Origin of the sequence: Bacteroides propionicifaciens DSM 19291 = JCM 14649 (assembly GCF_000375405.1) — a bacterium.
In the GTDB taxonomy this organism is placed as follows: domain Bacteria; phylum Bacteroidota; class Bacteroidia; order Bacteroidales; family Bacteroidaceae; genus Bacteroides_E; species Bacteroides_E propionicifaciens.
Map to the genome: position 1 here is coordinate 1 of NZ_AQWS01000017.1, position 23,850 is coordinate 23,850.

Here is a 23,850-nt window from a genome sequence, read left to right on the forward strand (position 1 = left end):
CTACAAAAACTTTAAAAACAAAATCTCTAACTTCTTTTCTGCCAGTATGTCATTTTCTCGTGGCCTTAACCTCGAGGCCTTGTCTCTTACAAAGCGAGTGCAAAAGTATAGCATAGGATTGCGAATTCCAAATGCATTTGCACTTATTTTGAATAGATTTTAGAGGCTTATGCATAACAAGCTATCAATCCACAGGTTAGCATATGAAATAATTTTACATAGTTTTTAATGGGGGTTACAAGTCCTCCTTTACTACTCCTTATTATATACAGTTTATTTTATTACTGTACTGGTGCAGCAAAACCACTACGGTGGAAATATAAAATGAGCTACTCCCTTGGGGGCTCCGAGTAAGTCGAAGTGGTCAAACCAGTAGGTGGTAAAACAAGACAGCGCCTAATCCAATCAATAGCGAATAATACATATGGCTTAAGCATCGGATATAATTTCTTATCTTTGAAAGCATAACTATTTAATAAATCAAGAATGTCTTCAACACCTAAATATTACGTAAGCCGTAAAACATTAATTCTAATATGCACACTAACCTGGTTCTTCGCAGGAATAAGTGTATTTGCAACAGGGGTTCAAACTTGGCTAATAACCGATATGAAACTAATCTACAAGATATTCTTCGCTATTGTCACTTTTTGTATATTCAACTTTATAATATTTAGACCTCTATCAAAGAAATACATAGATCGCATACTCGATCTAAATCATCGAAACCATCCACTTACTTTTTTCGACATCCGTGGTTGGGGAATCATGTTCTTTATGATGGGCCTTGGCTTCTCGGTTAGAAGATTCAGCCTACTACCCAATACCTTTATTGCACCATTCTACATCGGACTCTCCATTGCACTTACAATTGTAGGTATCAAGTTTATACGCGAGTGGAATAAAGTATCACATCAATAAACAATGTATTAATATACACTTGCAAGGATATTTAATTAAATAATTATAATATATATGCAAAAACAAGCATATATATTATACCTTTGACGCCAAAATAGTTATTATTATACAGCGTCATGAATAAACAACCTTCAGTAATTGTTTCACTAGTTCCCATTGCAACACTCATTTTTTTATTAACCCTTATCATTCCCATTTTCGGAAGTGACGCACTCTCAGGCGGTAGCCAAATAGCCATACTCATGTCTACGGCAGTAGCCGTCTTTATCGGAATGGCATTCTATAAGGGCAAATGGTTAAATTTTGAGCTTGCCATGATTGAAAACATTACAGGAGTGAGTACAGCTCTAATAATATTACTAATAATCGGAGCATTGAGTAGCATTTGGATGATTAGTGGTGTAGTTCCTACATTGATATATTATGGAGTCCAGGTAATTCATCCTAAATTCTTCTTGGCCTCAACTTGCATTATTTGTGCATTAGTATCGGTAATGACGGGGAGCTCTTGGACAACCATTGCTACTATAGGACTAGCACTAATGGGCATAGGTAAGGCTCAAGGATTTTCGGAAGGTTGGATTGCTGGAGCCATTATATCGGGTGCATATTTTGGAGATAAAATTTCACCTCTATCCGACACGACTGTGTTGGCCTCATCAATTACCGACACCCCCCTATTCCAGCATATACGCTATATGCTAATTACTACTGTACCATCAATGGTGATTACACTTATCATATTTGGAATAGCTGGATTTACCTCAACAGAGAGTGACACCAGCACCATACAAGCTTTTGTTACTGATTTAGATCACCGATTTAACATATCACCTTGGTTGCTATTGGTCCCTATTTTGACAGGAATAATGATTGCACGCAAAGTTCCCTCCATCATAACACTCTTCTTATCGGTTATGCTAGCCACAATATTTGGCCTGATATTTCAAGCAGATATATTTCTCGAAATAGCCAACTATGACTTAACAGACAAAGCTAGAGATCTCTTTAAAGGCGTAATGCTTACGCTCTACGGTGCTACAAGCATTGGTGCTTCAAATGAAATATTATCCGAACTCGTTGCCACACGAGGTATGGAAGGCATGCTAAACACCGTTTGGTTAATCTTATGTGCTATGTGCTTTGGTGGAGCCATGATTGCAGGAGGAATGATTCAAAGCATCACCTCTGCATTTACGAGAATGATAAAAAGCAGACTGAGCCTAGTATCTTCAACTGTGTTCTCTGGTCTATTCTTAAATCTATCAACAGCTGATCAATATATCTCAATCATTTTAACAGGGAATATGTTTAAGGAGGTATATAAGAAGATGGGGTATGAAAGCAGACTGCTTAGCCGAACCACCGAAGACTCTGTAACAGTCACATCCGTACTTATACCTTGGAACTCCTGCGGAATGACACATGCAACAATACTCAACACACCAACATTGGTATATCTCCCCTATTGCTTTTTCAACTACATCAGCCCACTAATGAGTATATTTATTGCGGCTATTGGCTATAAAATCAAGAGTAAGCTAAGCTACAAATCCTAGTTTTGGTATTAATATTCGAACATTTCATTTAACTTTAGCTTTTATATGTCTAAAATTATATTGCAATATGATATTTACTAAAGCAAAAATACGTCCTATACTATTTATGATAATAGGTATACTGACATTTTCGTCGTGTGGCGAAAACCGCTCGAGCGAGGCAGACAAGCTCCAAGAAACTCAAAATTGGATTTATACCAACATGGAAAAGTGGTATTATTGGTACGCAGATATCCCCCAAGCAAATACACTTAACTTTTTTGATGAACCCCGAGCTTTTTTCGGAAAACTACTGAGCGAAAAAGACGGAAGAAACAAAGTACCATTTTCTTATATAGAAGATCGTTCAAAACAAGCCGAAACCCGAAGTATTGCTCAAACCAATTATAGTTATGGTTTTGATTTTGTTCTGGCTACAGGCCAAAACTCTCAGATGTATGGACTAATAACATATATCAGTGAAAATTCACCAGCTAGTGAAGCAAAATTGCTTAGAGGAGATCTAATCGAAACGATTAATGGAACACCCATAACTAGATCTAATGCATCACTGCTTTTAGGTGGTCCAGCAGCAGAGTTAATTATCAACCGAAACTATACTCAACAAATTCAGGTCATAATAGAGAGTGCTAGATCAATTAACGACAACCCTGTATATAAAGTTAGCAGACTTAATAATGGTAAGGTGGGCTATCTTATGTATAATCACTTTACTCCAGGAGGTTCAAATGCTAAGAAAGACTACGACCAAGCACTCCGCGATGCTGCATATCAGCTTGAAGGGGCAGAAGATTTAATACTAGATCTACGATACAATAATGGTGGTGCGGTAAGTAGTGCAGAAGTTTTACTTTCAATATTATGCCCCGCATCAATAGTAGGTCAAAGTGTGGGATATATGCAGTATAGTGATAAGATTAATCAAAAAGTTGACATCGAGACATCCGAAGCACTGCTCGGAGGAGCACCTAACCTAAACTTAGAAAGTATCCATATATTAACCAGCGAAAGTACTGCATCAGCATCTGAGCTGGTAATAAATAGCTTAAAAACCTACATGACAGTGAATGTTATCGGAAAGACTACCGTAGGAAAAAACGTAGGGTCCATTGGATTTGATAAAGGTAACTGGCATATGCAACCTATAGTCTGTCAAATCTACAATAGTAAAAACCAATCCGACTATGCCGAAGGTTTTAAGCCTGGAGTATACACTGCAAATAACACACTATTAAACAGTAATTTTGAAGTAGAGGAAATGTATCCTTTTGAAGAGATAGGCGATGATAAAGATCCTCTAATCAACCGTGCACTACAGCTAATTAATGGAGATTTCCCTAGAGCCAAGACTCGTCAATCAGCAACACAGGAATTGAGATTTATCTTAAACTCGGTTGATTTGAGAAGGCAGAACGATTTAGTGGTAAATCCTTCATTTATGGAAGAATTTATGGAAGAATAAAAGTTGATACTCTATTGAATTAGCTGAATAACTGTGCGTATGAGCCCCTGGCCTAGAGATAAAATCATGAGGGATTTTATGCTCCAGTAGTAAGTTATGAAACTGCATATTGGCAGAATAAAAGAAATCATCAACACCACAATCAAAGATAATTGCAAACTTATGTTTTTGCAGCTCAGAATAATGAGAAGTTACGGTATAATTAGACCATAACTTCTCATTTTCATTATAAGGTCCTAGATGCTCACGAAGATTCCAATTAGTCTTAAATCCTCTTAAATCGAGCCCGCCACTAATACTACCAACAGCACCAAATAGATTAGGATAGTGCACCGCGAGCCAAAAGGCACCATGACCTCCCATGCTAAAACCTGTAATAGCAGTCAACTCTCTCTTATCTGGTAAATTATAAATTAATCGCAATTGCGGCATAAGGTCTTTAACAAAAAAAGAAGCATAAGCCATCTCCTTCTCCTTAGGACTATCCCAATACCAACTATTTAGCCCGTCGGGGCAAATAATTCTCAGACCATACCGATCAGCTAAGAGAGCCAAGTGAGGAACTGACTTTAACCACGACTGATGATCCCCATCATAACCATTTAGTAAATAGACTGTAGGCACCACCATACCACTTTCTAACTCAGGGGATGTGGGTGAAATAACAGTAACTTTGACCGGATAGCTAAAACCCGAACTTTTGATTACAACCTCCTCAACATTAGAAGAATAACAAGGTAGTTTCAGAAAAAGGATAAGAAGTAATAGAGAGACTTTAATTAAGTTGAATTTGCTTGTAAATACCATGTATTTAAGGATATATTCTTGAGTTAATAATTTTAAGATTACATTGTAGGCACTAATCTATAAAAAATATCGCCGATTTATTATAATTAACTGTCATATATTTGAATTATCATGAGATATATCAGATAATAATTATATATTTGCAACAACTAACTAAGAAACGTATCCATCCTAATCCATAAATAAGTAATTTGAGTATATATATGATAACTAGCTTTTTGCAAGTGGATTTAGATGAGGAAAAATAGAAACTATCATTAAAAATGAAAACACTTTATATTAAGGAACATCTTTCCTGCCCTAACTATGTTGATCAAGAGCATAATTTAGGCTTTACTCGACATACTTTCAATTCCAATGAGGAGTTTAAAGTTGAGCAACAAGACCTACACTATATTCTATTTGTATTAGAAGGCACATTAGAAATCTGCAGCGATGATTTTGATTATCGCATTTATAAAGCCAACACAATGGTAGCTTTTTCTAAAAATAGCAATATCATTGGGAAAGCGATTACAAATACAAGCATCTACCTATTATACTTTGACAAACATGTCAATGTATGCGATAAGTTAGTGTTAGAAAGTTTATACACTCAGTTCCCGATTGAGAAAAATGAATATCTAGGCCTTCCTATAAACGAGGGTATGAAGCAAGTACTTGAAAGTATGGATTTTTATCTGAACTACAGACTTCAATGCTGCCATATACACAGCATCAAGCTTCAAGAGGTATTCTTTATTTTTAGGGGTTTCTACAAAAAAGAGGAGATGATTAATTTCTTCTCACCCATCTTAAACAAAACAGTAAACTTCAAAGACTTTGTAATAGCCAACTATCAGAAGGTAAAAACAGTGGAAGACCTCTCGGTATTATTTGGATGTTCTTTACGCTCGTTTAACAGAAAGTTTAAAGAACATTTCGATGACTCTCCTTACAACTGGATTCTTAAACAAAGAGCAAAACATATTAAAGCTCAATTGCTAACTCCTGATATTGAGTTTTCTGAAATTATTAAAGAGTTTAAATTCTCTTCAGCATCTCATTTCTCTACTTACTGCAAAAAGCAGTTTGGTATTACACCTAGAGAAATAAGAAAGTCTGTAACCGAATAATCATATTATTCACAAGCTAATAAAAACTTGAAGGCATGGTAAATTTTACTATGCCTTATTTTATAGATGTACGTAATCTATAAGAGCATAGAATTTATAATATAAAGAATAATATTTATATTGCATTTTAATTGGTGTAATCGTCAAAACGATATACATACAATTATTTAAAAGACGATTTTAGAAGAAAGTATGGATACCAACTATTCACATAACGTAGTTATATTTTTAAACAGTACGTTCTATAATGATAGCATTCATCAAATTATAGAGCCATTTACTGCTAATCAATCCACCGTTATCTATCTATTTAATATTTTGGGACATGAGTCAATAACTCTGCCTAAGTTTATGGATAAGCCCAATATCAAAATAGAAGAAATAACTAAGCAGTTTGTTCCTCCAACACTGAGTGAAGAAACACTTATTATTGATGCTCTTTTTGGATTTGAGAATCAAGAGCCTCTTAGTGGAGGCTTTGCCGCTGTTACACGTCTTATCAACAGCTCTAGTTCTACTGTTCTCTCTATTGGTGCCCCTTCGGGCCTACTCAATGGAGATAATACAAATAATAATCCTAACCAGATAGTCAGGGCAAACTATACTCTACTTATAGAAGAGGCTCCTTTAGCTTGTTATTTTGACGAAAATCAACAATTTCTAGGCCAATGGAGTATTTTGCCACTTAAGCAAAAGCCTCAAGCTGAAAACAACGTTAGCTTTATTACAGAAGAACAGGTAGTCGAACTGATAAAACCCAGAAAAAGGTTTTGTCATAAAGGGACCTTCGGGCACGGTCTATTAATTGCAGGCTCCTATGGTATGGCTGGTGCTTGCAGTTTAGGGGCTAAAGCAGCCTTGAAGAGTGGCTTAGGTTTGCTATCTTTACATGTACCAGCACAAAATCGTATAATTCATCAAACTACTGTTCCCGAAGCAATAGTCGATAGTGATTCGAATGAACTATGCTTCTCTCAACTGTTAGATACTACGCCATACAATGCTGTTGCAGTTGGGCCTGGATTAGGTATGGCAGAAGAGACCGACTTGGCTTTTGCTCACCTTATAAGTCAAAATAGACAAAGCAATACTCCTCTAATCATTGATGCTGACGGATTAAATGCTCTATCGAACTACACCGAGCTACAAAATCAAATCGCTGGCGCTATCTTAACCCCTCATGTTGGCGAGATCGAAAGATTAATAGGGAAATGTAATAATTCATATATCCGTTTAAGAAGAACAATTGAGTTTGCGCGTAAGACACAAACCTACATCCTACTCAAAGGTTCATACTCATTTATAATATTTCCTGATGGAGACTTTTTTATGAATCCGACAGGTACCTCAGGCATGGCCACTGCTGGAAGTGGTGATGTACTTACAGGGATACTTCTTGGCTTAAGGACTCAGGGTTATTCGGCGAAAGACACCTTAATTATTGGTGCATATGTCCATGGCAGAGCAGGAGAACTAGCAGCGCAAAAACTAGGAACAATTAGTATGACTGCTAATGATATTGTAGATAATCTCTCTTTTGTATGGAAAGAGCTTGAACAGAAGTCAAAAGAAATGCATACCATATCCTTTGTCTAGTAAAAAAGGAAAACACCTAAATAAATATCTGTTTTAATTTATACAATTATGCTTAAAAAATCACTTATAATAGGAGCTATTTTGCTCAGCTCACTCACACTTGCTGCACAAACAAAAGTTACAACTGGAGTTATGCGAGGCAAGGAGTATGGCGTAACCTATACGTTACCCAAAACGAAAATTGAGTTAACCCTTACTGCAAATAACAAGCGTTATACTCCTGGTGAGTTCGCAAAATATGCAAGTACCTATCTCCATATCGAAGGAGTACAATTACAACCTAAAAACTATTGGGAATTAGACAAGGTGGCTATCTCATCAATAGGTGTACCTGATCCTGACAAAATATTCTTTGTCGAAATGAAGGATAAAACGGTTGCACCTTTCCTATCGCTAACTAAAGATGGACTTATTGAAGCCATTAATGTCCCTTACGGCTCTAAAGAAGTTAGAACAGAACCTAAAGCTAGCAGTGAAAAGGCATTACCCAATCCACGTAATTATTTCACAGAAGAGATATTAGTAGCTAGCTCAACAGCTAAAATGGCTGAGCTGGTTGCCAAAGAAATTTACTCAATCCGAGAAAGTCGTAACAGTCTGCTACGTGGAGAGGCGGAAAACACACCTCAAGATGGAAATCAATTGAAGCTAATGCTTGACAACTTAGCAATCCAAGAAGAGTCTTTACTTACTCTATTCAAGGGACAGACAACCATGTCTTCGCAAGAGTTTACTGTTGACATTGAGCCTAAAGCTGATATAGTAGATTCAGTTATTTGCCGTTTCTCAACTCAACTAGGTGTAATAGAAAGTGATGATTTAGCAGGAGAACCAATTTACCTATCACTCAAAGATCTGCGCACTGTAAATTTACCTCCAGTAGATAATAAAAAGAAAACTACAGGTATAGCTTACAACGTTCCAGGTAAAGCAAATGTTACTATCAAATACAATGGAAACATTATAACTCAAGGTGACTTACCCGTAACACAATTTGGTAGCCTTGAATACCTAGCTCCAGCTTTATTTAACAAGAAGAGCAAAGTACAAGCTATCTTTAACCCAACCACTGGAGGGTTGATTAAAGTTAGCCAACAAGATTTATAGAAGTAGCCGATACTAATAAAAAGATGGTGTCCTAACAAAGCTAAAACCTTTGTCAGGACACCATCTTTTTATACTTACACTTACCTCACAGAGGTAATTAACAGTCAATCATAACAAGCTTTTGAGTTATCAGCTTAATTTAGATAAATCATAACCCGTAGGACTTTGAAAGACACGCAGATCAAATTCTGATACTGCAGCCAATACATGATCAAAAACATCCGACTGCAAGTCTTCATAAGGTACCCAACTACTGGTATCCGAGAAGAAGTAAAGCTCAAGAGGAATACCGATCTCGGTAGGCTGAAGTTGTCTTACCATGCAGAGGAATCCACTATTCTTATTTACCCGTGAGTTGTTCTGCAGATAGAGTGTGATGTACTGACGAAACACACCAAGATTTGTTTGATGCCTTCCATTCACAAGCAAATCAGTATCGACATTATAGGCTTGATTATATGCATTGATCTCTTCTTGCTTTTCGGAGATATACTCCTTAAGTAGATCAATCTTCTTGAAACGCTCTATCATCTCTTGAGAGCAAAACTTCACACTCGACATATCTATATTGATGTGTCGTTTAACACGACGCCCATTGGAGTCGACCATTCCCTTCCAGTTTTGGAAAGAATCTTTTACCAATACGTATGGAGGAAGAGTTGTTATTGTTTTATCAAAGTTTTGAACCTTCACAGTATTCAAGCTTACTTCAATCACAGTACCATCTGCACCATGCTTAGGAACCGTGATCCAGTCGCCCACACTCAACATATTATTGGCCGATAGCTGAATTCCCGAGACCACTCCAAGAATACTATCTTGAAACACCAACATAAATACTGCGGCTGAAGCACCAAGACCAGCCAATAGATAGCCTGGTTCTTTACCTGTAAATGCACTGATTACAATGATAGCACCAATAATTAAGACTATAATTTGAGCAGTTTGGAGAATACCCCGCAATGGCCTATTTTTTAGCTCCTCCTTAGCAGAGTAAACCTCATAAATAGCTGTCATAACATAGGTAATAACACGCAGAATAACTACGATAATATAAACATTACAGAGTCTTAAGAAAAACTGCATAAGCTTATCTAGCTCAACTGTAAAAAGGAGCGGGAACAGAGTGATCAGAATGAATGGAGTAATCAGACGCCCCGTAGACTTAATTATCTTTGGAGCAGTAACAAAATAAAAGAAACTATTGGCAGGAAACCTTGACCTCACTCTTTTAATCAACCTTAAGACTAAAAAAGTAACTATATATTCGACCACTAAGGCAACACCAATAAGTATTAAAAGCAATAACACCTTAGATAAAATCCCAGATAAGCTTTGTGAGAAGCCCCAATTTACAAACATATTAAATATAGTATTCAGGGTTTCATTCATAATTCAAAAAGTTAAAAGTTAGTATTTAATTAATCTGTAGCTAGAGAGCCACCATTCAGATTCTCCATAAAACTCTTCAAATCTGAATAAAGCCAATGATAGGCAAAAAGATTATTAAAGCCAAAATTTCGCTTCAAGGCTTGCTCTATATCAGTCAAACTATTCTGATATGCAGTTAATTCGTTATTGTATTGTTCTTTGTGTACAGCCAAACGCTCGATATATCGCTCACGCTGTTGAATCAAGATGGAGCATACTGGTTTGATTATTCGCATTACTACATGATCGAAGATATGGTGACCCTGCATAAATAGATATGTCGTGTCGGGCTCTAAACCCAATTGCTTAAGATCTGGCTCAAGCTGAGCGACCTGTTGGACATACTCGGGGTAATTTCGCTCTAGTTCGGCTAGCTTCTGAGCAACCTTATCACGCAAACGATTTAAAGACTTCTGAGGTTCTCTAACCTGAAAGGTGTAGATACGAGTCAGATTATTGAGTACATGCATGGGGAAGGCTTGTGTATCTCTTTGACGAGCAAACCAAATGGTCCATAAGAAAAGAGGATAAACGATTTGAGAGTATTCAGCTAGGTAGCGCTTAAAGTCAAATATTTCGTTGTCATTTAGTGTGGCTTGCACACACACTTCATGCAGACTATCAGCAAAACAGAAGTAATTCTCAATAGCATAGGCATAAGTATGGAAAACAAAAGCATTGGTATTGATCTCCTTAGAGATATGGGTAGCATCTTGCAACAAGAAGTCGTAATCACTATCGACACAAGCAAGCAAGCTTTCGCCTAGTTGCGAAGATCCAATCGAATTGAGTAGAACAATCTTCTTGCCCTTAGTCAGCGTATTGGCCGAAGGCAGCATCACTCTAAAGTAGTATTTATCAGTTTCAAACTTCTCTAGCAAGTTCCGCCAAAAGGCAACATCATCATAACTCTCAACATAGGCTACAATACATTTACGAGCTGATTTTGAGTAAAGGTATTGAGCTGCTTTAAGATAGTCGGATGATAGGTTCGTTTTTAATGACTTCGCCATGTATTACTGCTTTAGGCACGATATATCAGAGACTTCAGTAACATTGTCAATCCAACCCTCCATAATTACAGCAGGAGAATGTGTCGTCAATATTAGCTGCACATTGGGATTAATTTCTCTTATTATGGCGATTAACTTCTGCTGCCACTCAATATGTAAAGAAGCCTCAGGTTCGTCCATAAACATAACATAGTATTGCTGATCTTGAACTAAGGTAGTCAGTAAAATTAAAAGCATCTGCTTCTCACCTGAAGAGAGCTGATAAGGAAGTAATAAAATATCGTCTTTACGAAAAGCAATATCGTTACGCTTCCGATCAATAAATTTACCGGTATAAGAAAATAGATCGTCAACAATGTCTTGGAAACGTTTTTTATTTGCTGCCAAAGATGCTGCTTGAGCACGGACTTCAGGATCATCACTACCCAAGCAGTCAATCATACGATTGGCCACATTAACTTGGTAATCCAAATACTTTTTCTGCAAGAGATAAAGCTGCCAATCAAGTTCCGAGAGGATATCCTTGTCTACCTTAAGTGCTACCTCTTTCAACATTAAAGGCCTATCATAGCTACGAATTACATTGTAGGCTATGAACTTGGCCTCGGGTTGATCAAAGGTCACACTCACTCCTTCGACAGGACGCAGTGTTGAAGACACATCACCCTCATGTTGTTCTAAAAAGCTAACGATACGGTTAAGAATAGTAGTTTTACCAACACCATTTATTCCCGAGAGAATATTGACATCCCGATGTAAATCCCACTTAACAGTAAGTTTATTCCAGAGATTCTCGATAGAAATACTCTTTATGTATTTTGCAAATTCATTAGCCATAGTTAGTCAACATTAAAGGTTATAACACTTCTCTTATTTTCCCATCTTACCAAAATAAGCATCAAGTAATGCTTTAGCAGCAACGAAAGATGTTACGTTTCCACTCAATACCGATTTCTCATAATCGGCTAGCATATCTTTGATTATCGTATTGTTGTAGAAATTAGAACGCAAAGCACCATTAATAGTTTCATACATCCAGTATTTACTCTGCTGATTGCGATGATGTTCAAAGTATCCGTTCTGTTTAACAAAAACCATGTACTCATCAATCATGTCCCAAATCTCTTTGATTCCCAAATTATAGAAACCTGAGTAGGTCAAGACTTGAGGCGTCCAACCTGATTCAGGAGCAGGAAACAAATGTAATGCATTTTTAAATTGAGTTGCTGCAAGCTTAGCCTTATCGATATTATCGCCATCAGCTTTGTTAATAACAATGCCATCAGCCATTTCCATGATACCACGCTTGATACCTTGAAGCTCATCGCCTGTACCCGCAAGTTGGATTAGAAGAAAGAAATCAACCATTGAGTGTACTGCAATTTCACTTTGCCCCACACCAACGGTCTCTACAAATATCTTATCAAAACCAGCTGCCTCACAAAGAATAATAGATTCTCTTGTTTTACGAGCTACGCCACCCAATGAACCAGCCGAGGGGCTAGGACGAATAAAAGAGTTGGGGTGATTTGAGAGTTGTTCCATACGGGTTTTATCACCCAGGATACTTCCCTTACTACGCTCACTACTTGGGTCAATGGCCAATACAGCTAGTTTTCCACCTTGTTTGAGTACGTGCATACCAAAGGAGTCGATAGAGGTACTTTTACCTGCACCAGGAACTCCACTAATACCGATACGAACAGAGTTACCCGAATAGGGTAAACATTTCTCTATCACCTCTTGGGCAATAGCATGATGATCGGGATTAACACTTTCGACTAATGTTACAGCCTGGCTTAGTACGCTTATATTCCCGCTAACAATTCCCTCAACATAATCACCAATAGACAATCCTTTTTTACGGACACGTTTAGCTTTCAGGTAGGGACTAACGGTATCAGGGCGATCTATTCCCCTATTTACTTTCAGACCTTTGTATTCTTCATTATTTTCGGGGTGCTTTTCCATAACAAATTCGATTCTTATATTTTACTATTTTATTTGTATGAGAGATTTCGGAGCAAACGGATCATTTGTAACGATAAGAAAGTCTAAGCTGTCTTTCTTACTTATTATCTTGTTTTGATCCACTTTTATTTTTATGCGAGCAGTCTCTCCACTTTTTAATGTTGTTTTATTAAGCGATAACTTAACAGCTGGACTAAAGGTTTGTAACTTTAGAATTTTCAAGTCTCCCATTCCTTTATTTGTTATCATAACAGATCCAGAAGCTTTATCTTTATGAGCAAGAATTACTGACAAATCAGAATTGGTACGATTAAGTTCCATCCTTGGTTTATTAACATTTGAACTTTCTGTATTGTTTCCTGAGTTTGGTAATAAGGTAAACGAAAAGGGGATTTTATTGTCTACTCCCACTTTATCACCAATAAATCTAGACAAATAAACATCAGAAGCATACAGCCCATAAGTAGGCCAAAGTTCTGAATCGAAGGTAACTTCAATCTCTCCTTTTTCACCCTTAGGAATATAAAGATCTGACGATTTTACAGTAAAGAAAGAAGGCGCATGCATAAGAATTGGAGCATAAGGACTACTGCCTTCGTTGACTACACTTATCTTAAAGGAAGGTTTATCTCCCACCTTTACATCTCCAAAATTTAGGGAGTCTAAATTTAAGCGAATATCACCAATCTTTACAGGATGAGATCTACTAAAGTCTGTAATCTCACGGACTACTTCACCCGTAAAATTCAAAAAGACCATATCAGGATTAGCATTGCTATAAATTGAAACCTCTTTATAAAAACTACCCAAAGCTTTGGCATCAAAGGCTACACGCACTACTCCTTTTTGGTTAGGGTCAATCGCATCCTGAGGCCATGAAGCCACGCTACAAGCACAAGAAGTTGTAACATTAGAGAGTATTAAGGGCTGATCACCCGTATTGGTAATAATGTAATCAATTACAACAGGTTTGTTCCATTCTATCTGACCAAAATCATAAGACTCTATATTTGCAGTCAGACGTGCCTGTGCCATAAGCTGAATTGAGCTTAGGAGAAATAGAATTATAACGAAAGATATGCGCTTCATCAATGTCTAGTTTTTTAGGATGTTCGTTTACATACAAAAATAGGTTTTTTAGCCAAACTATTCTAGTCTTCTTGAAATAGTTTGGCTAAAGATGAAATAAAATGCGTTTTAAGTAAATTATTTTACAAGAAGTCCGTACTTGTTCCCAATAATAAAAAATGTCCTCAATAAGAAAGTAACTTCTTATTGAGGACATTTTGATAGTAGCAACTAGATAGTTACTCATTTAGAATCAATAACTTGACTACCAGAATAGCCGGACAACTCAGGAGAATAAGCACTTTGTATCGTTACTGTACCAGTTTGGTACTGACCACCACGGACTACAAACGATCTATTCTCTAGAACATAGCTACCTTTTTCTAAGGAGTAAAAGAAATACTGGGTAGATGCATCTCGAACAGATGTATAGGACGCTATAAACTGCCTTCCTCTAAGCAAGCTGTTCCACCTGTAACCTGAATTCGTTACAGTAGGCTCAAGGTTGCCTGCGCGACTATCTGTTATCTGTACATAATCTATATCACGTTCAAGCTTAAAATTAACACGACTAACCAAAACATCACCTGCCTGAAGGATAGTCTTCTCTGTTATTGGTTTGAGTTCTTTCTTACCATTCACTACTTGCTCCAGATAATACTTCGTATCAACTTGAATGGTAGAGCCCGAAGATTTTACATCCGTAATTGGCGCATAATACTTACCAATAATCCTACCCCAAACTACCTGATTACCTGTCTTATCAAGCACCATTTCAGGCGTAGTTTGGTCAACCCTTATAGTTTGCTTTACAAAAGGTTTTTTAGCATCCACGACTAACTCTTCTTTGCCTAACTTAATAGTTAAACGCTCAGTGTTAGCCTTAGTTTTTTGGGAGTCCATTCCAATAGCAGAAATAGCTGCACCTGCAGTAAACTCGTTATAAACTTTTTCGTTATTTAATTTAGCAGCCAACCAGAACTTCATATCATTTAGTCTTTGTTCATCACTCTGCCAATGTTCTAAAGCTTTCATAGCAGCAATATGGGTATTCAACTGCTCATACAATGGTAGTTTATCGAACTGAATTCCAGCAAAATAAACCCCATCACTTGTCGCATCATCATACAAATACTCAATTAATGAAGACTGGAAACTATTAGCTAGTTTCTTGTGCCCTCCAGACACAGCCAACTGTAAAGCCAATGCACGCTGCATAAGGCTTCCATCTTTGAGTACTGTTGGCAACAAGCTCACAATTAACTCATTTTGCTTTTTCTGCTCTTGTGAGAACTTCAACTTCTGATTCAAGCCCAACACAACCACCTGCATTTGTGCTACCGAAGGCATTACAATATCTTTAATATATTCAGCTCTAAAGAGTGTTGCATAGAGGTAGTTTAATCCTGAATCTATCATTTCACTAGCAAGAGAAGCATTAGCCGCGTCTACTCCAGTCGAGTGGCTATAATCAAATAAGTTTTGCACCACCAACAGTGTAACTCTCACACTAGAATCCATGTTTTCATACCATGCAAAGCCACCATCAGCTCCTTGAAGCGCTTTAAGCTGGTCAAGATAACCTCTAAGTTGAAGTTGAGAGGTATTTATAACCACCTCACGCTGGAACATAGAAATTGTATTCTCTTGATTAGCTGGCATAGCCGCCCAAGGAGTTTCTTGATTTAAGATTGTTCTAAACTGAGCATTATTATCAAAACTCTTAAATGAATTATCTTTTGTGAACGATTTGATAAACTCTGGATTAGATTTCCATAGCTCGTAAGCAACACTACTCACAGCCAACTTATTACTTAAACTCAACGAGCTTACCGAACTCGACATCCATGTACGCAAGATTGGATCTACAGTAAACCACAAGGGGTTTGAGGTAAACTCAACAAGTACTTCTTTATTTTTTGCTGTTTTAGCATTATTCCCAAAGAGATCACTTAGATCAACTGTTTTCTGTCCTGGCTTAATTTCAATGATTGATTTGCCCGAAATAAAAGGTTCAATATTAGAGAGAATAGGAATTACATATTGCTCCCCATCACTGTGCTTACCAGCATTGGCTAGGATACGAATACCAACTTCACTTCGATCACTTAACATTGGCAATTCAAAAGACACAGTGCTTTCAGAGTTAGCCTTAACAGCTACAGCTTGTTTGAATTTAGCGATTTGCTTATCGGTAACAGGATCAAAAAGAACCAGCTCAACAGAAGACTCTAGGGACGTAGGATAAGCATTTTTCAAGATTGAACTTAACGTCACTTTATCACCTTGACGAATGAAACGTGGCGTGTTCATAAGAATGGCAAATTTACGCTCTGTAAAAGCAATCTTATCGGAATAGCCGACAATCATATCCTTATTATGTGCATAAACCTGTACATTCCATTTGGTTAGTTGTTCAGGACTTGTAAAACTAATCTTTACTTTCCCGTTTTTATCTGTAGATAAAGTGGGTTTAAAGAATGCTGTTTCATCGAAGTTCGAGCGAATAGCTGTTGTCGCACCTGCTTGATTCATTGCTCCAGCATCTGCTGCACTCTCTTCCATTACAGCCTGTGGTGCTGCATTAACAGCACCCGTCACTACAGCTTCTGAAAGCTCGTCATATTGTCTATCTTCGCCATCGAAGGATACTTTAGCCCTAGACATTCCCCTAATCATCACTCTCGGCTTATATTGTTCAAAGAAGAAAAACTTATCAAACGAGTATTCAGGAATAGACTTAGGATTCTGGTCAAAAGCAAACTTTGAGTAAATAGTATTTTTATAATTCCTAGCTGATGAATATACATCTACCGACGGAAGACTTGCATTATTGAAATCGAATCGACTTTCACCTCGCATATAAGCTGGTGTGAGCTCATCCAAAGAGGCATCGTACATTAAAGCTAGCAACTCTACATCTGTCACTGGTCTGCTTTGAGCATCCAACACCTGAAGAATCCACTCCTGCTTAGCCCCAGCATTAATTTTATCTCTAAAAGTGAGCCAACTTAGCGATAGGTTTTCCTCTTTAGCATCTAAAGTCAAAGAGACTCTTCGTGTATATAGTCTATGGTTCTTATAATAAGTAAATACCACAACGGCTCCACTTCGATACGCTTGACTAAAAGGCAGTGCTAGCTTAGTGTATGATCGATCTAGAAGGCTGTTTTCTGAATACACTTTACCTTTAAGGGTGTAAACATCCACAAAAAGTCGAACATCCTTTTCAGCTGATCCGAAATAAACAACAGCAGGTTCAGTTTTACTAAACGTGTTTTTCTCTACATATAACCACTCCCCTTTATCAACAGGAACAGCAGTTTCTTTTTTGGAGAATGCTTGGAAGTAATTGCTACTACTCATCTTGCCATCTTCTCCATAAACAGACAAGACATAGCTATCCACGGGTAAAAATGCGAGGTCAACAACTTCTTTGTTTTCGGTATCAAACGATCCTTTTAAAAGGGGCTCTTGTTTTTCGTACTCATCGGTTTGCTTAAACAACTTATACTCACCTTTTGCCTCAACAGAAGTGCCGTCATTGTTTTGAGCAGCAAAACTAAGTACTAAAGGAACATTCAAGTCGATCACAGCGGGTAGACTCGCAAATACACGATAAGGAGCCTCCGACACATAGAAATTAGTTTGTTCTTCGTGTGTTTCGCCATCGGCCGAAACGAGTTTAACCTTTACCTGATATGACCCCTGCATATCTTTTAGAGTCGAAACTTCTAATGCAAAGTTACCATCTGAGTCAATAACCAGCCCATCTTTAATCGAAACTTCGGATGCTCTTGGTTTAATAAAATGACAAGGGATAATTCTTGATTTACCTTGACTATAGTCATAGAGAGATACTTCTGCCTCAAGTTTAGCATTGGTCAACATAGACTGACTAAAACTCTCTACCCTACCACGTAGTGTAACGGTATCACCCCCTTTGTAAGCGCCTTCAATAGGAAGAAAACTTAGGGCAAAGGTTGGCCTTTTATACTCTTCAACCATTATGGTCTGCTGATTCCCTTGCTCATTAGCGATTGTTAAGCTTACATTTCCATATAACATGGAAGTTGGCAATTGTACCTGAGTAGTAAAAGAACCAAAATCAGTTGTTTCAAATGCAAAATCACCAACAACCAGCGAAGAGTTATCGCGGACATTCATTGTCCCCTTATAGTTAGGAACTACACGATACTTACCCGAAATAGAGTCTTGCTGATAGATATATCCCTTAACATAAACTCGTTGACCAGGTCTGTATAATCTTCGATCTGTAATTAAGTTATATGTTATCTTATCAGAATAAGGATTTTGCACTTTACTCTGAGCGTAAATCGTACGTTCATTATCGTCGTAAATTGTTTGCCCGTTTACTTGTGCTAGAAGGCTTAAGTAAGTCTGAGGGTCAAAACTTTCGGGAACAACCCAAGAGGCACGACCGTTTTTGTCGGTTAATAGATTTGCAACTTGTTTTTTCTGACCTAAATTGTCTTTTGAAGAAGATAGTAATTTAATATCTACTCCTTCTACAGGTGCACCACTCAAAATATCAACAGTAAAAAAGTCATAATCGTGGTTTTGAGAAGACTGTCTAATCAATGTTGTGTTTTGAACAGTAACCAACTGATAAGATTTATCTTCACTTTTATCTGTATAAAAGGCTATAACATAAAGACCTTCAGTTGGCGTAGAAATATTCAAGGTTGTATCGTTGACCAATTTATGGTCTTTGGTATAAATATCATTCAACACTAAATCATCAATTAGCTTGGTATTATTAACCAAAAAGTCTTTAGATGATTCCTTCTTGTCCAATTGCTCTTGTATATTATTAAGCTTTAGAGAAGAATCACCAGTCCATAGATATAGATTGATATTTGCCTTGTTGATATTCTTATATCTCAGCGTGGCTATTATATTTTCATTGGTATGGGCATGTTTTCTTATAGTTAGCGAAGCAGCAGGTGCTTTAATGCGCTCAATAATATCACTAAGTATCTCTATCCTTGCATACTTAGGATATTTCTTAATGTAAGACTCCGCCTGTTGAATCATGTCAGGATAATTCAGATTGGAATTAACTCGCTGAGAAAGCAGTAAGTTCATTTTTACAGCTACAGCCTCAACCACCAATTCGGAACTATGATTTTGCTCAATGAGCTCATCTATACGATCAAGCTTTTTACTAAAATCGAACCTAAAGTTTCTATCCGAGGTAAACCCATCCAGCTCAAGAAGCAACACACCATCGGAGTTTTTATGATATAAATCGATAGTGGTATCTCTCAAGTCTGAAGCTAAGTTTTCTCTCCATCCTGGACCGTAAGGATAGCTATTTAAAGTATTCAGCGTGAATGTATAAATCACATGATATAAGTCGTGATTAAAGTATTTTCCAAAGTCATGAATCTCTATAAAAGGAATATAGTCTTTGGCCGACTTAGTGAGTAAAAATTCCGAATCCACAAAAATAGCATCATACAAATCATTGATTCGTGTTTGGTACTGATTGACCGTCCACTGATCGATGTCGTCGGAAGGTTTTTCGGAGGCCTCAATGTCAGTAAGCTCATTAAACTTGTACCGATTATTATTAAAGTAATTCAGATAGTTTGAAAACAGAATAGCCGAAATAATTGCTTTTTGATCGGGAGTGTCTACCCCTGCAAGCCACTCTTCGAGTTCTTCAATATTCTTCTTTGTGTCACTGTAGCCAAGGCTCATACTTTGCTCAGCCTTGAGATAGGTAGCTTTGAAATAGTGCCCTATATCTCTCTTACCTTTAGCTTTATCTTGAATTTTAGAAAGTATATCAATCCCAGTCTTAGGTAAACCTTGTTCTACGGATGATTCATACTTAGCCCATAACTTTTTAAATGAGCTTGTAAAAGCCATAGTGCTTAAAGCTACTACCCCAATTACAATTAATGATAACCATTTCTTCATATCTATTGTATTTCGTATTCCTATTTAATTCAGCTTATAGCAAATAAAATCTTACTACTAAGATACTCAATTTTGTATATTAGTAGTGTATCTATACAATAAACCCCTCAAGAGTCAATATATTTCGTCTTGAGGGGTTTGTTTAATCTTTATTAAGTATTACTTCTTTACAGGAACTGCTTCAAGTGAAGCAACAAGTAAATCGTAAAATTTAGCTACAGAATCAATATGAACACGCTCAGCAGGTGAATGCGGAGACTCCATAGAGGGTCCAAATGAGATCATATCTAGTTCAGGCTCAACAGCACCGATAATACCACATTCTAGACCTGCGTGGATCACTCTAACATCAGGTTCTTTATTGAATAGTTTATGGTAAACATCGGTCATAGTCTTTAGGATTGGAGACTTTACATTTGGGTTCCATCCTGAATATGAACCCGAAAGTTCAATCTTCATTCCAGCCATACCAAAACAAGACTCAATCATCGTTGCCAAGTATTCTTTCATCGTGTCTGAAGAACTTCTTGTAAGTGAGTTAATTTCGGCTTTACCGTCTTTAATTTCAACAATTGCCATATTAGTAGAGGTCTCTACCGTATCTTGAATAGTTGGAATCATACGAAGAACACCATTAGGGCAAGCAAATATAGCTGAGATTAGGTTGTCTTGAATTTCAGTTGGAACAATACCCTTAGGGAGTTTTGTATCGACAACAGAGAGTGTAATCGGAGTTTCTATTGCACCAAACTCTACATTGAATAGATTCTCACAATGTTTAGCAAGCTCTTTAAGCTCTTCTAAGTTTTCTTTTTGGATGGTTAGTACAACATGTGCTTCACGAGGAATTGCATTTCTCATGTTTCCACCTTGCCAAGAAGAGAGGCAAGCATCGAGTGCAGCTACTGCCTCACGCACAAAACGAACCATTAATTTATTGGCATTTGCACGACCAGTGTTTATTTCTAAACCAGAGTGACCTCCACGTAGTCCTTTAAGGATTACCTCAACAGCAACATCGTCTAAGTCGGGTTCAATGTCTTTATATTGCAAAGAAGCTGTAATATCTACACCCCCAGCACAACCTATATATAGGTCACCTTCAGTCTCAGAGTCAAGATTTAGAAGGATATCACCTTGAATGGTATCTTTTTTCAACCCGAAAGCTCCTACCATACCTGTTTCTTCGTCAGTAGTTATTAAAACTTCGAGTGGACCATGTTTAAGATCTTTTGATTCTAGTACAGCCATTGCAGCAGCAACACCCATACCATTATCGGCACCTAGAGTTGTTCCATTGGCTCTAACCCAATCACCATCTATGATAGTTTCGATAGGGTCTTTCTCAAAATCGTGAACTGTATCGTTATTCTTTTGAGGAACCATATCCATATGACCTTGAAGAATTACTCCACAGCGATTTTCCATCCCTGCTGTAGCAGGCTTACGGATAATAACATTGCCTATTTCGTCTGAGAAAGACTCAAGGCCCAAGTTTTTACCAAAAGAGATTAAGTATTCTCTTACCTGTTCAACATGTCCTGATGGACGTGGAATCTGAGTCAAAGCATGAAAATGCTTCCAAACTTCTTTAGGACTTAAAGCTAGTATTGTCTTCATTGTTTAATAGTTTTTTATTGGATAAGGGTAGAGCCACAAATCCATAGGTTCCTAACAAAACTACTAAAAACGATTGAATAGTATGTACAATAAGTGCAAATATTCCTGCATTAGCTGTACTTATGCCATAAATGGTCATTAGCGTAATTACTACAAAGTGCCAAGGCCCCGCTCCATTGGGGGTTGGGACTACTACAGCAAAGCTACCAACAATAAAAAGAGCTAAGCCAGCAAGTGGACCTAAATCGGATGTAAAGGGAAAGCAGAAGAAAGTCAGATAAAAATGAAGGAAATAGCAACTCCAAATAAGCACGGAAAACAATATATATAGACCTCCGTTTTTCATTTTTACTAGTGCAATCATCCCTTCCCACATGTTGATAAGTATTCGTTTTATGCGTCCCATCAGAGCAAGTTTACGTACAAAGAAAAAAAGCACTCCCACAACGCCGATAATACCCAATAGTGAAAGATAAAAGAACTTACTTTTCAAGAGATCTTCGTAAGGAATCACAAAACCTGTCTCATTAAAAAAGTTGATAAAGTAACCACCTTGAAGAATTACGGCCAGTACTAAAATTAGGATAGCACAAAAGCTGTCGACCATTCGCTCCGCAACAACACTTCCAAACGACTTACTAAAGGATATTCCATCGTATTTTGACAATACGCCGCAACGTGTAAACTCGCCTAACCTAGGGACAACAAGATTCACTGCATAGGAGGTGAATATAGCGTAAATTGCATTGCTCTTTTTGGGTTTTACTCCAAGTGGCTCCAACGCCAACACCCAGCGTAGCCCACGAATAATGTGACTAAGTAGGCCAAAAAAGAGTGAAGCGATCATCCAAGACCATTTCGTCTGGGTCTTGAGAACATCCCAAACTTCATCAAAATCTAAATCTCGATAAATCCACCCTATAATCCCAATACCCAAACAAAAGGGCAATAGAACCTGAAGAACATGCTTGAAGCTTATTTTATTCATTTTTCAACTATGAGTTGACAAAACTACTTATTTTATAAGAATTATGCGAAAGACCAACCAAGTTAGATGGAAATAAAAAAACGACCTACTCGTTTACCTGCTCCGAGCTACTGACTTTGACCATGCGAGTAGGTCGAACCATACTAAACAGTATATCCTTTAAAAGGATAATAAAAGGCTATGGGAACCATAAATAATTAAGACTGAGAAAATAATTAATTCCCAAACATTTAGAGAAGACTCTAGCTTAAGAATATCCAGCTGGGTAGCTAATATTAAGCCAAGACCTAAATGGCTGTGTAATAAACTTAAGCTCACAATAAAGATAAAAAGAGCTAATATTTAATTTTTGGCTCGAATTAGCCTATCTTTGTCAATTAATAATAAACAGTTATACCATAAAATTAGTAGATGAAATTAGTCAAACCTAAGAAACATTTAGGGCAACACTTCCTAAAGGACCTTCAAATAGCTCGAGATATTGCAGACACGGTAGATCTTGTACCTGAATTACCAATCCTTGAAGTAGGCCCTGGAATGGGAGTACTTACCCAATATTTAATCCCTAAAAACAGACCCCTTCAAGTTGTAGATTTAGATACTGAATCTATTGCCTACCTCAACGAAACCTTCAAAGAGTTAGAGGGCAAGGTTATTGAAGCTGATTTTTTGGCAATGGATTTGAACGAGTTGTTTGACGGTAAGCCCTTTGTACTGATCGGCAACTACCCCTACAATATCTCTAGTCAGATTTTCTTTAAAATGCTCGACTATAAAGAGCTTATACCACTATGCTCGGGTATGATTCAAAAAGAGGTAGCCGAAAGAATTGCCTCTAAACCGGGTAAAAAAGCGTATGGCATTTTATCAGTACTAATCCAAGCTTGGTATGATGTAGAATATTTATTCACCGTTAGTGAGGATGTATTTAATCCACCTCCTAAAGTGAAGAGTGCTGTAATCAGTATGAAAAGAAATAAGACTACTGATTTGGGCTGTGACCCTAAGCTTTTCAAGCGAATTGTTAAAGCAACATTTAATCAACGCAGAAAAACATTGCGTAATTCGATTAAACTAGTTTTAGGTAAAAACTCGCCAATTACAGCAGATCCTATTTTCATGAAAAGACCCGAGCAGTTGAGCGTTGCCGAATTTATAGACATCACCAACCGAGTAGCAAAAGAGCTAGCAAACACATAAAGCTCAAACATAACACGAGTAGCTAAATAATTAAAAGGATTTT

General features: G+C 37.3%; 16 protein-coding genes. 7 read left to right on the top strand and 9 right to left on the bottom strand.

The genetic code is table 11. The features are described 5' to 3' along the window. The first annotated feature begins 486 nt into the window (after positions 1-486). The 3 genes from B091_RS0106580 (at position 487) to B091_RS11865 (ending at position 3,942) form a co-directional block, all read left to right on the top strand. The gene (locus B091_RS0106580; protein ID WP_018109218.1) at positions 487-921 is read left to right on the top strand and encodes a hypothetical protein; all 435 of its coding nucleotides are present in this window, start codon (positions 487-489) and stop codon (positions 919-921) included. 116 nt (positions 922-1,037) lie between these two features. Next, positions 1,038-2,480: a Na+/H+ antiporter NhaC family protein gene (locus tag B091_RS0106585; protein WP_018109219.1), complete on the top strand. Its 1,443-nt coding sequence runs from the start codon at positions 1,038-1,040 to the stop codon at positions 2,478-2,480. 67 nt (positions 2,481-2,547) lie between these two features. Continuing rightward, positions 2,548-3,942 carry a S41 family peptidase gene (locus tag B091_RS11865; RefSeq protein WP_018109220.1) on the top strand — a complete coding sequence of 465 codons (1,395 nt, stop codon included), beginning with the start codon at positions 2,548-2,550 and terminating at the stop codon, positions 3,940-3,942. On the opposite strand, the gene B091_RS0106595 is transcribed toward B091_RS11865, so the two are convergent. Then, entirely contained in the window at positions 3,913-4,749 is an 837-nt protein-coding gene (locus tag B091_RS0106595) for an alpha/beta hydrolase (protein WP_018109221.1), read from the bottom strand. The two genes, B091_RS11865 and B091_RS0106595, sit on opposite strands and share 30 nt — an antisense overlap. 263 nt (positions 4,750-5,012) lie before the next feature. Here B091_RS0106595 and B091_RS0106600 point away from each other — a divergent pair, with 263 nt between their 5' ends. The 3 genes from B091_RS0106600 to B091_RS0106610 all read left to right on the top strand — a co-directional run bounded on the left by B091_RS0106600 (position 5,013) and on the right by B091_RS0106610 (position 8,567). Next, positions 5,013-5,864, top strand: a complete 852-nt coding sequence (locus B091_RS0106600; RefSeq protein ID WP_018109222.1) for a helix-turn-helix domain-containing protein — start codon at positions 5,013-5,015, stop codon at positions 5,862-5,864. A gap of 192 nt (positions 5,865-6,056) precedes the next feature. Further along, the gene (locus B091_RS0106605; protein WP_018109223.1) at positions 6,057-7,460 is read left to right on the top strand and encodes an NAD(P)H-hydrate dehydratase; all 1,404 of its coding nucleotides are present in this window, start codon (positions 6,057-6,059) and stop codon (positions 7,458-7,460) included. A gap of 48 nt (positions 7,461-7,508) precedes the next feature. Further along, the gene (locus B091_RS0106610; protein WP_018109224.1) at positions 7,509-8,567 is read left to right on the top strand and encodes a DUF4831 family protein; all 1,059 of its coding nucleotides are present in this window, start codon (positions 7,509-7,511) and stop codon (positions 8,565-8,567) included. A 129-nt stretch (positions 8,568-8,696) separates the two neighbouring features. Here the strand turns inward: B091_RS0106610 and B091_RS0106615 are convergent, their stop codons facing one another. The 8 genes from B091_RS0106615 to B091_RS0106650 form a co-directional block, all read right to left on the bottom strand. Beyond that, complete coding sequence (locus B091_RS0106615; protein ID WP_025069506.1) at positions 8,697-9,959, bottom strand: mechanosensitive ion channel family protein; 1,263 nt, start codon at positions 9,957-9,959, stop codon at positions 8,697-8,699. 29 nt (positions 9,960-9,988) lie between these two features. After that, complete coding sequence (locus B091_RS12705; RefSeq protein ID WP_018109226.1) at positions 9,989-11,011, bottom strand: DUF4435 domain-containing protein; 1,023 nt, start codon at positions 11,009-11,011, stop codon at positions 9,989-9,991. Between the two features lie 3 nt (positions 11,012-11,014). Then, positions 11,015-11,848, bottom strand: coding sequence for an AAA family ATPase (locus B091_RS12710; RefSeq protein ID WP_018109227.1), 834 nt, complete (start codon positions 11,846-11,848; stop codon positions 11,015-11,017). A gap of 33 nt (positions 11,849-11,881) precedes the next feature. After that, complete coding sequence (meaB, locus tag B091_RS0106630; protein WP_018109228.1) at positions 11,882-12,982, bottom strand: methylmalonyl Co-A mutase-associated GTPase MeaB; 1,101 nt, start codon at positions 12,980-12,982, stop codon at positions 11,882-11,884. 24 nt (positions 12,983-13,006) lie between these two features. Further along, a complete protein-coding gene (locus B091_RS0106635) occupies positions 13,007-14,071 on the bottom strand; it encodes a DUF1573 domain-containing protein (protein ID WP_018109229.1) in 1,065 nt (354 codons plus the stop codon). Between the two features lie 222 nt (positions 14,072-14,293). After that, positions 14,294-19,999 carry an alpha-2-macroglobulin family protein gene (locus tag B091_RS0106640; protein WP_018109230.1) on the bottom strand — a complete coding sequence of 1,902 codons (5,706 nt, stop codon included), beginning with the start codon at positions 19,997-19,999 and terminating at the stop codon, positions 14,294-14,296. Positions 20,000-20,158: 159 nt separating this feature from the next. Beyond that, positions 20,159-21,619, bottom strand: coding sequence for an aminoacyl-histidine dipeptidase (locus tag B091_RS0106645; protein ID WP_018109231.1), 1,461 nt, complete (start codon positions 21,617-21,619; stop codon positions 20,159-20,161). Continuing rightward, positions 21,591-22,607, bottom strand: a complete 1,017-nt coding sequence (locus B091_RS0106650) for a lysylphosphatidylglycerol synthase transmembrane domain-containing protein (RefSeq protein WP_018109232.1) — start codon at positions 22,605-22,607, stop codon at positions 21,591-21,593. The genes B091_RS0106645 and B091_RS0106650 overlap by 29 nt, the downstream gene beginning before the upstream one ends. Positions 22,608-23,018: 411 nt before the next feature. Here B091_RS0106650 and rsmA point away from each other — a divergent pair, with 411 nt between their 5' ends. Continuing rightward, on the top strand, positions 23,019-23,807 hold the full coding sequence (rsmA, locus tag B091_RS0106655; RefSeq protein WP_018109233.1) for a 16S rRNA (adenine(1518)-N(6)/adenine(1519)-N(6))-dimethyltransferase RsmA: 789 nt from the start codon (positions 23,019-23,021) through the stop codon (positions 23,805-23,807). Positions 23,808-23,850: the final 43 nt, after the last annotated feature.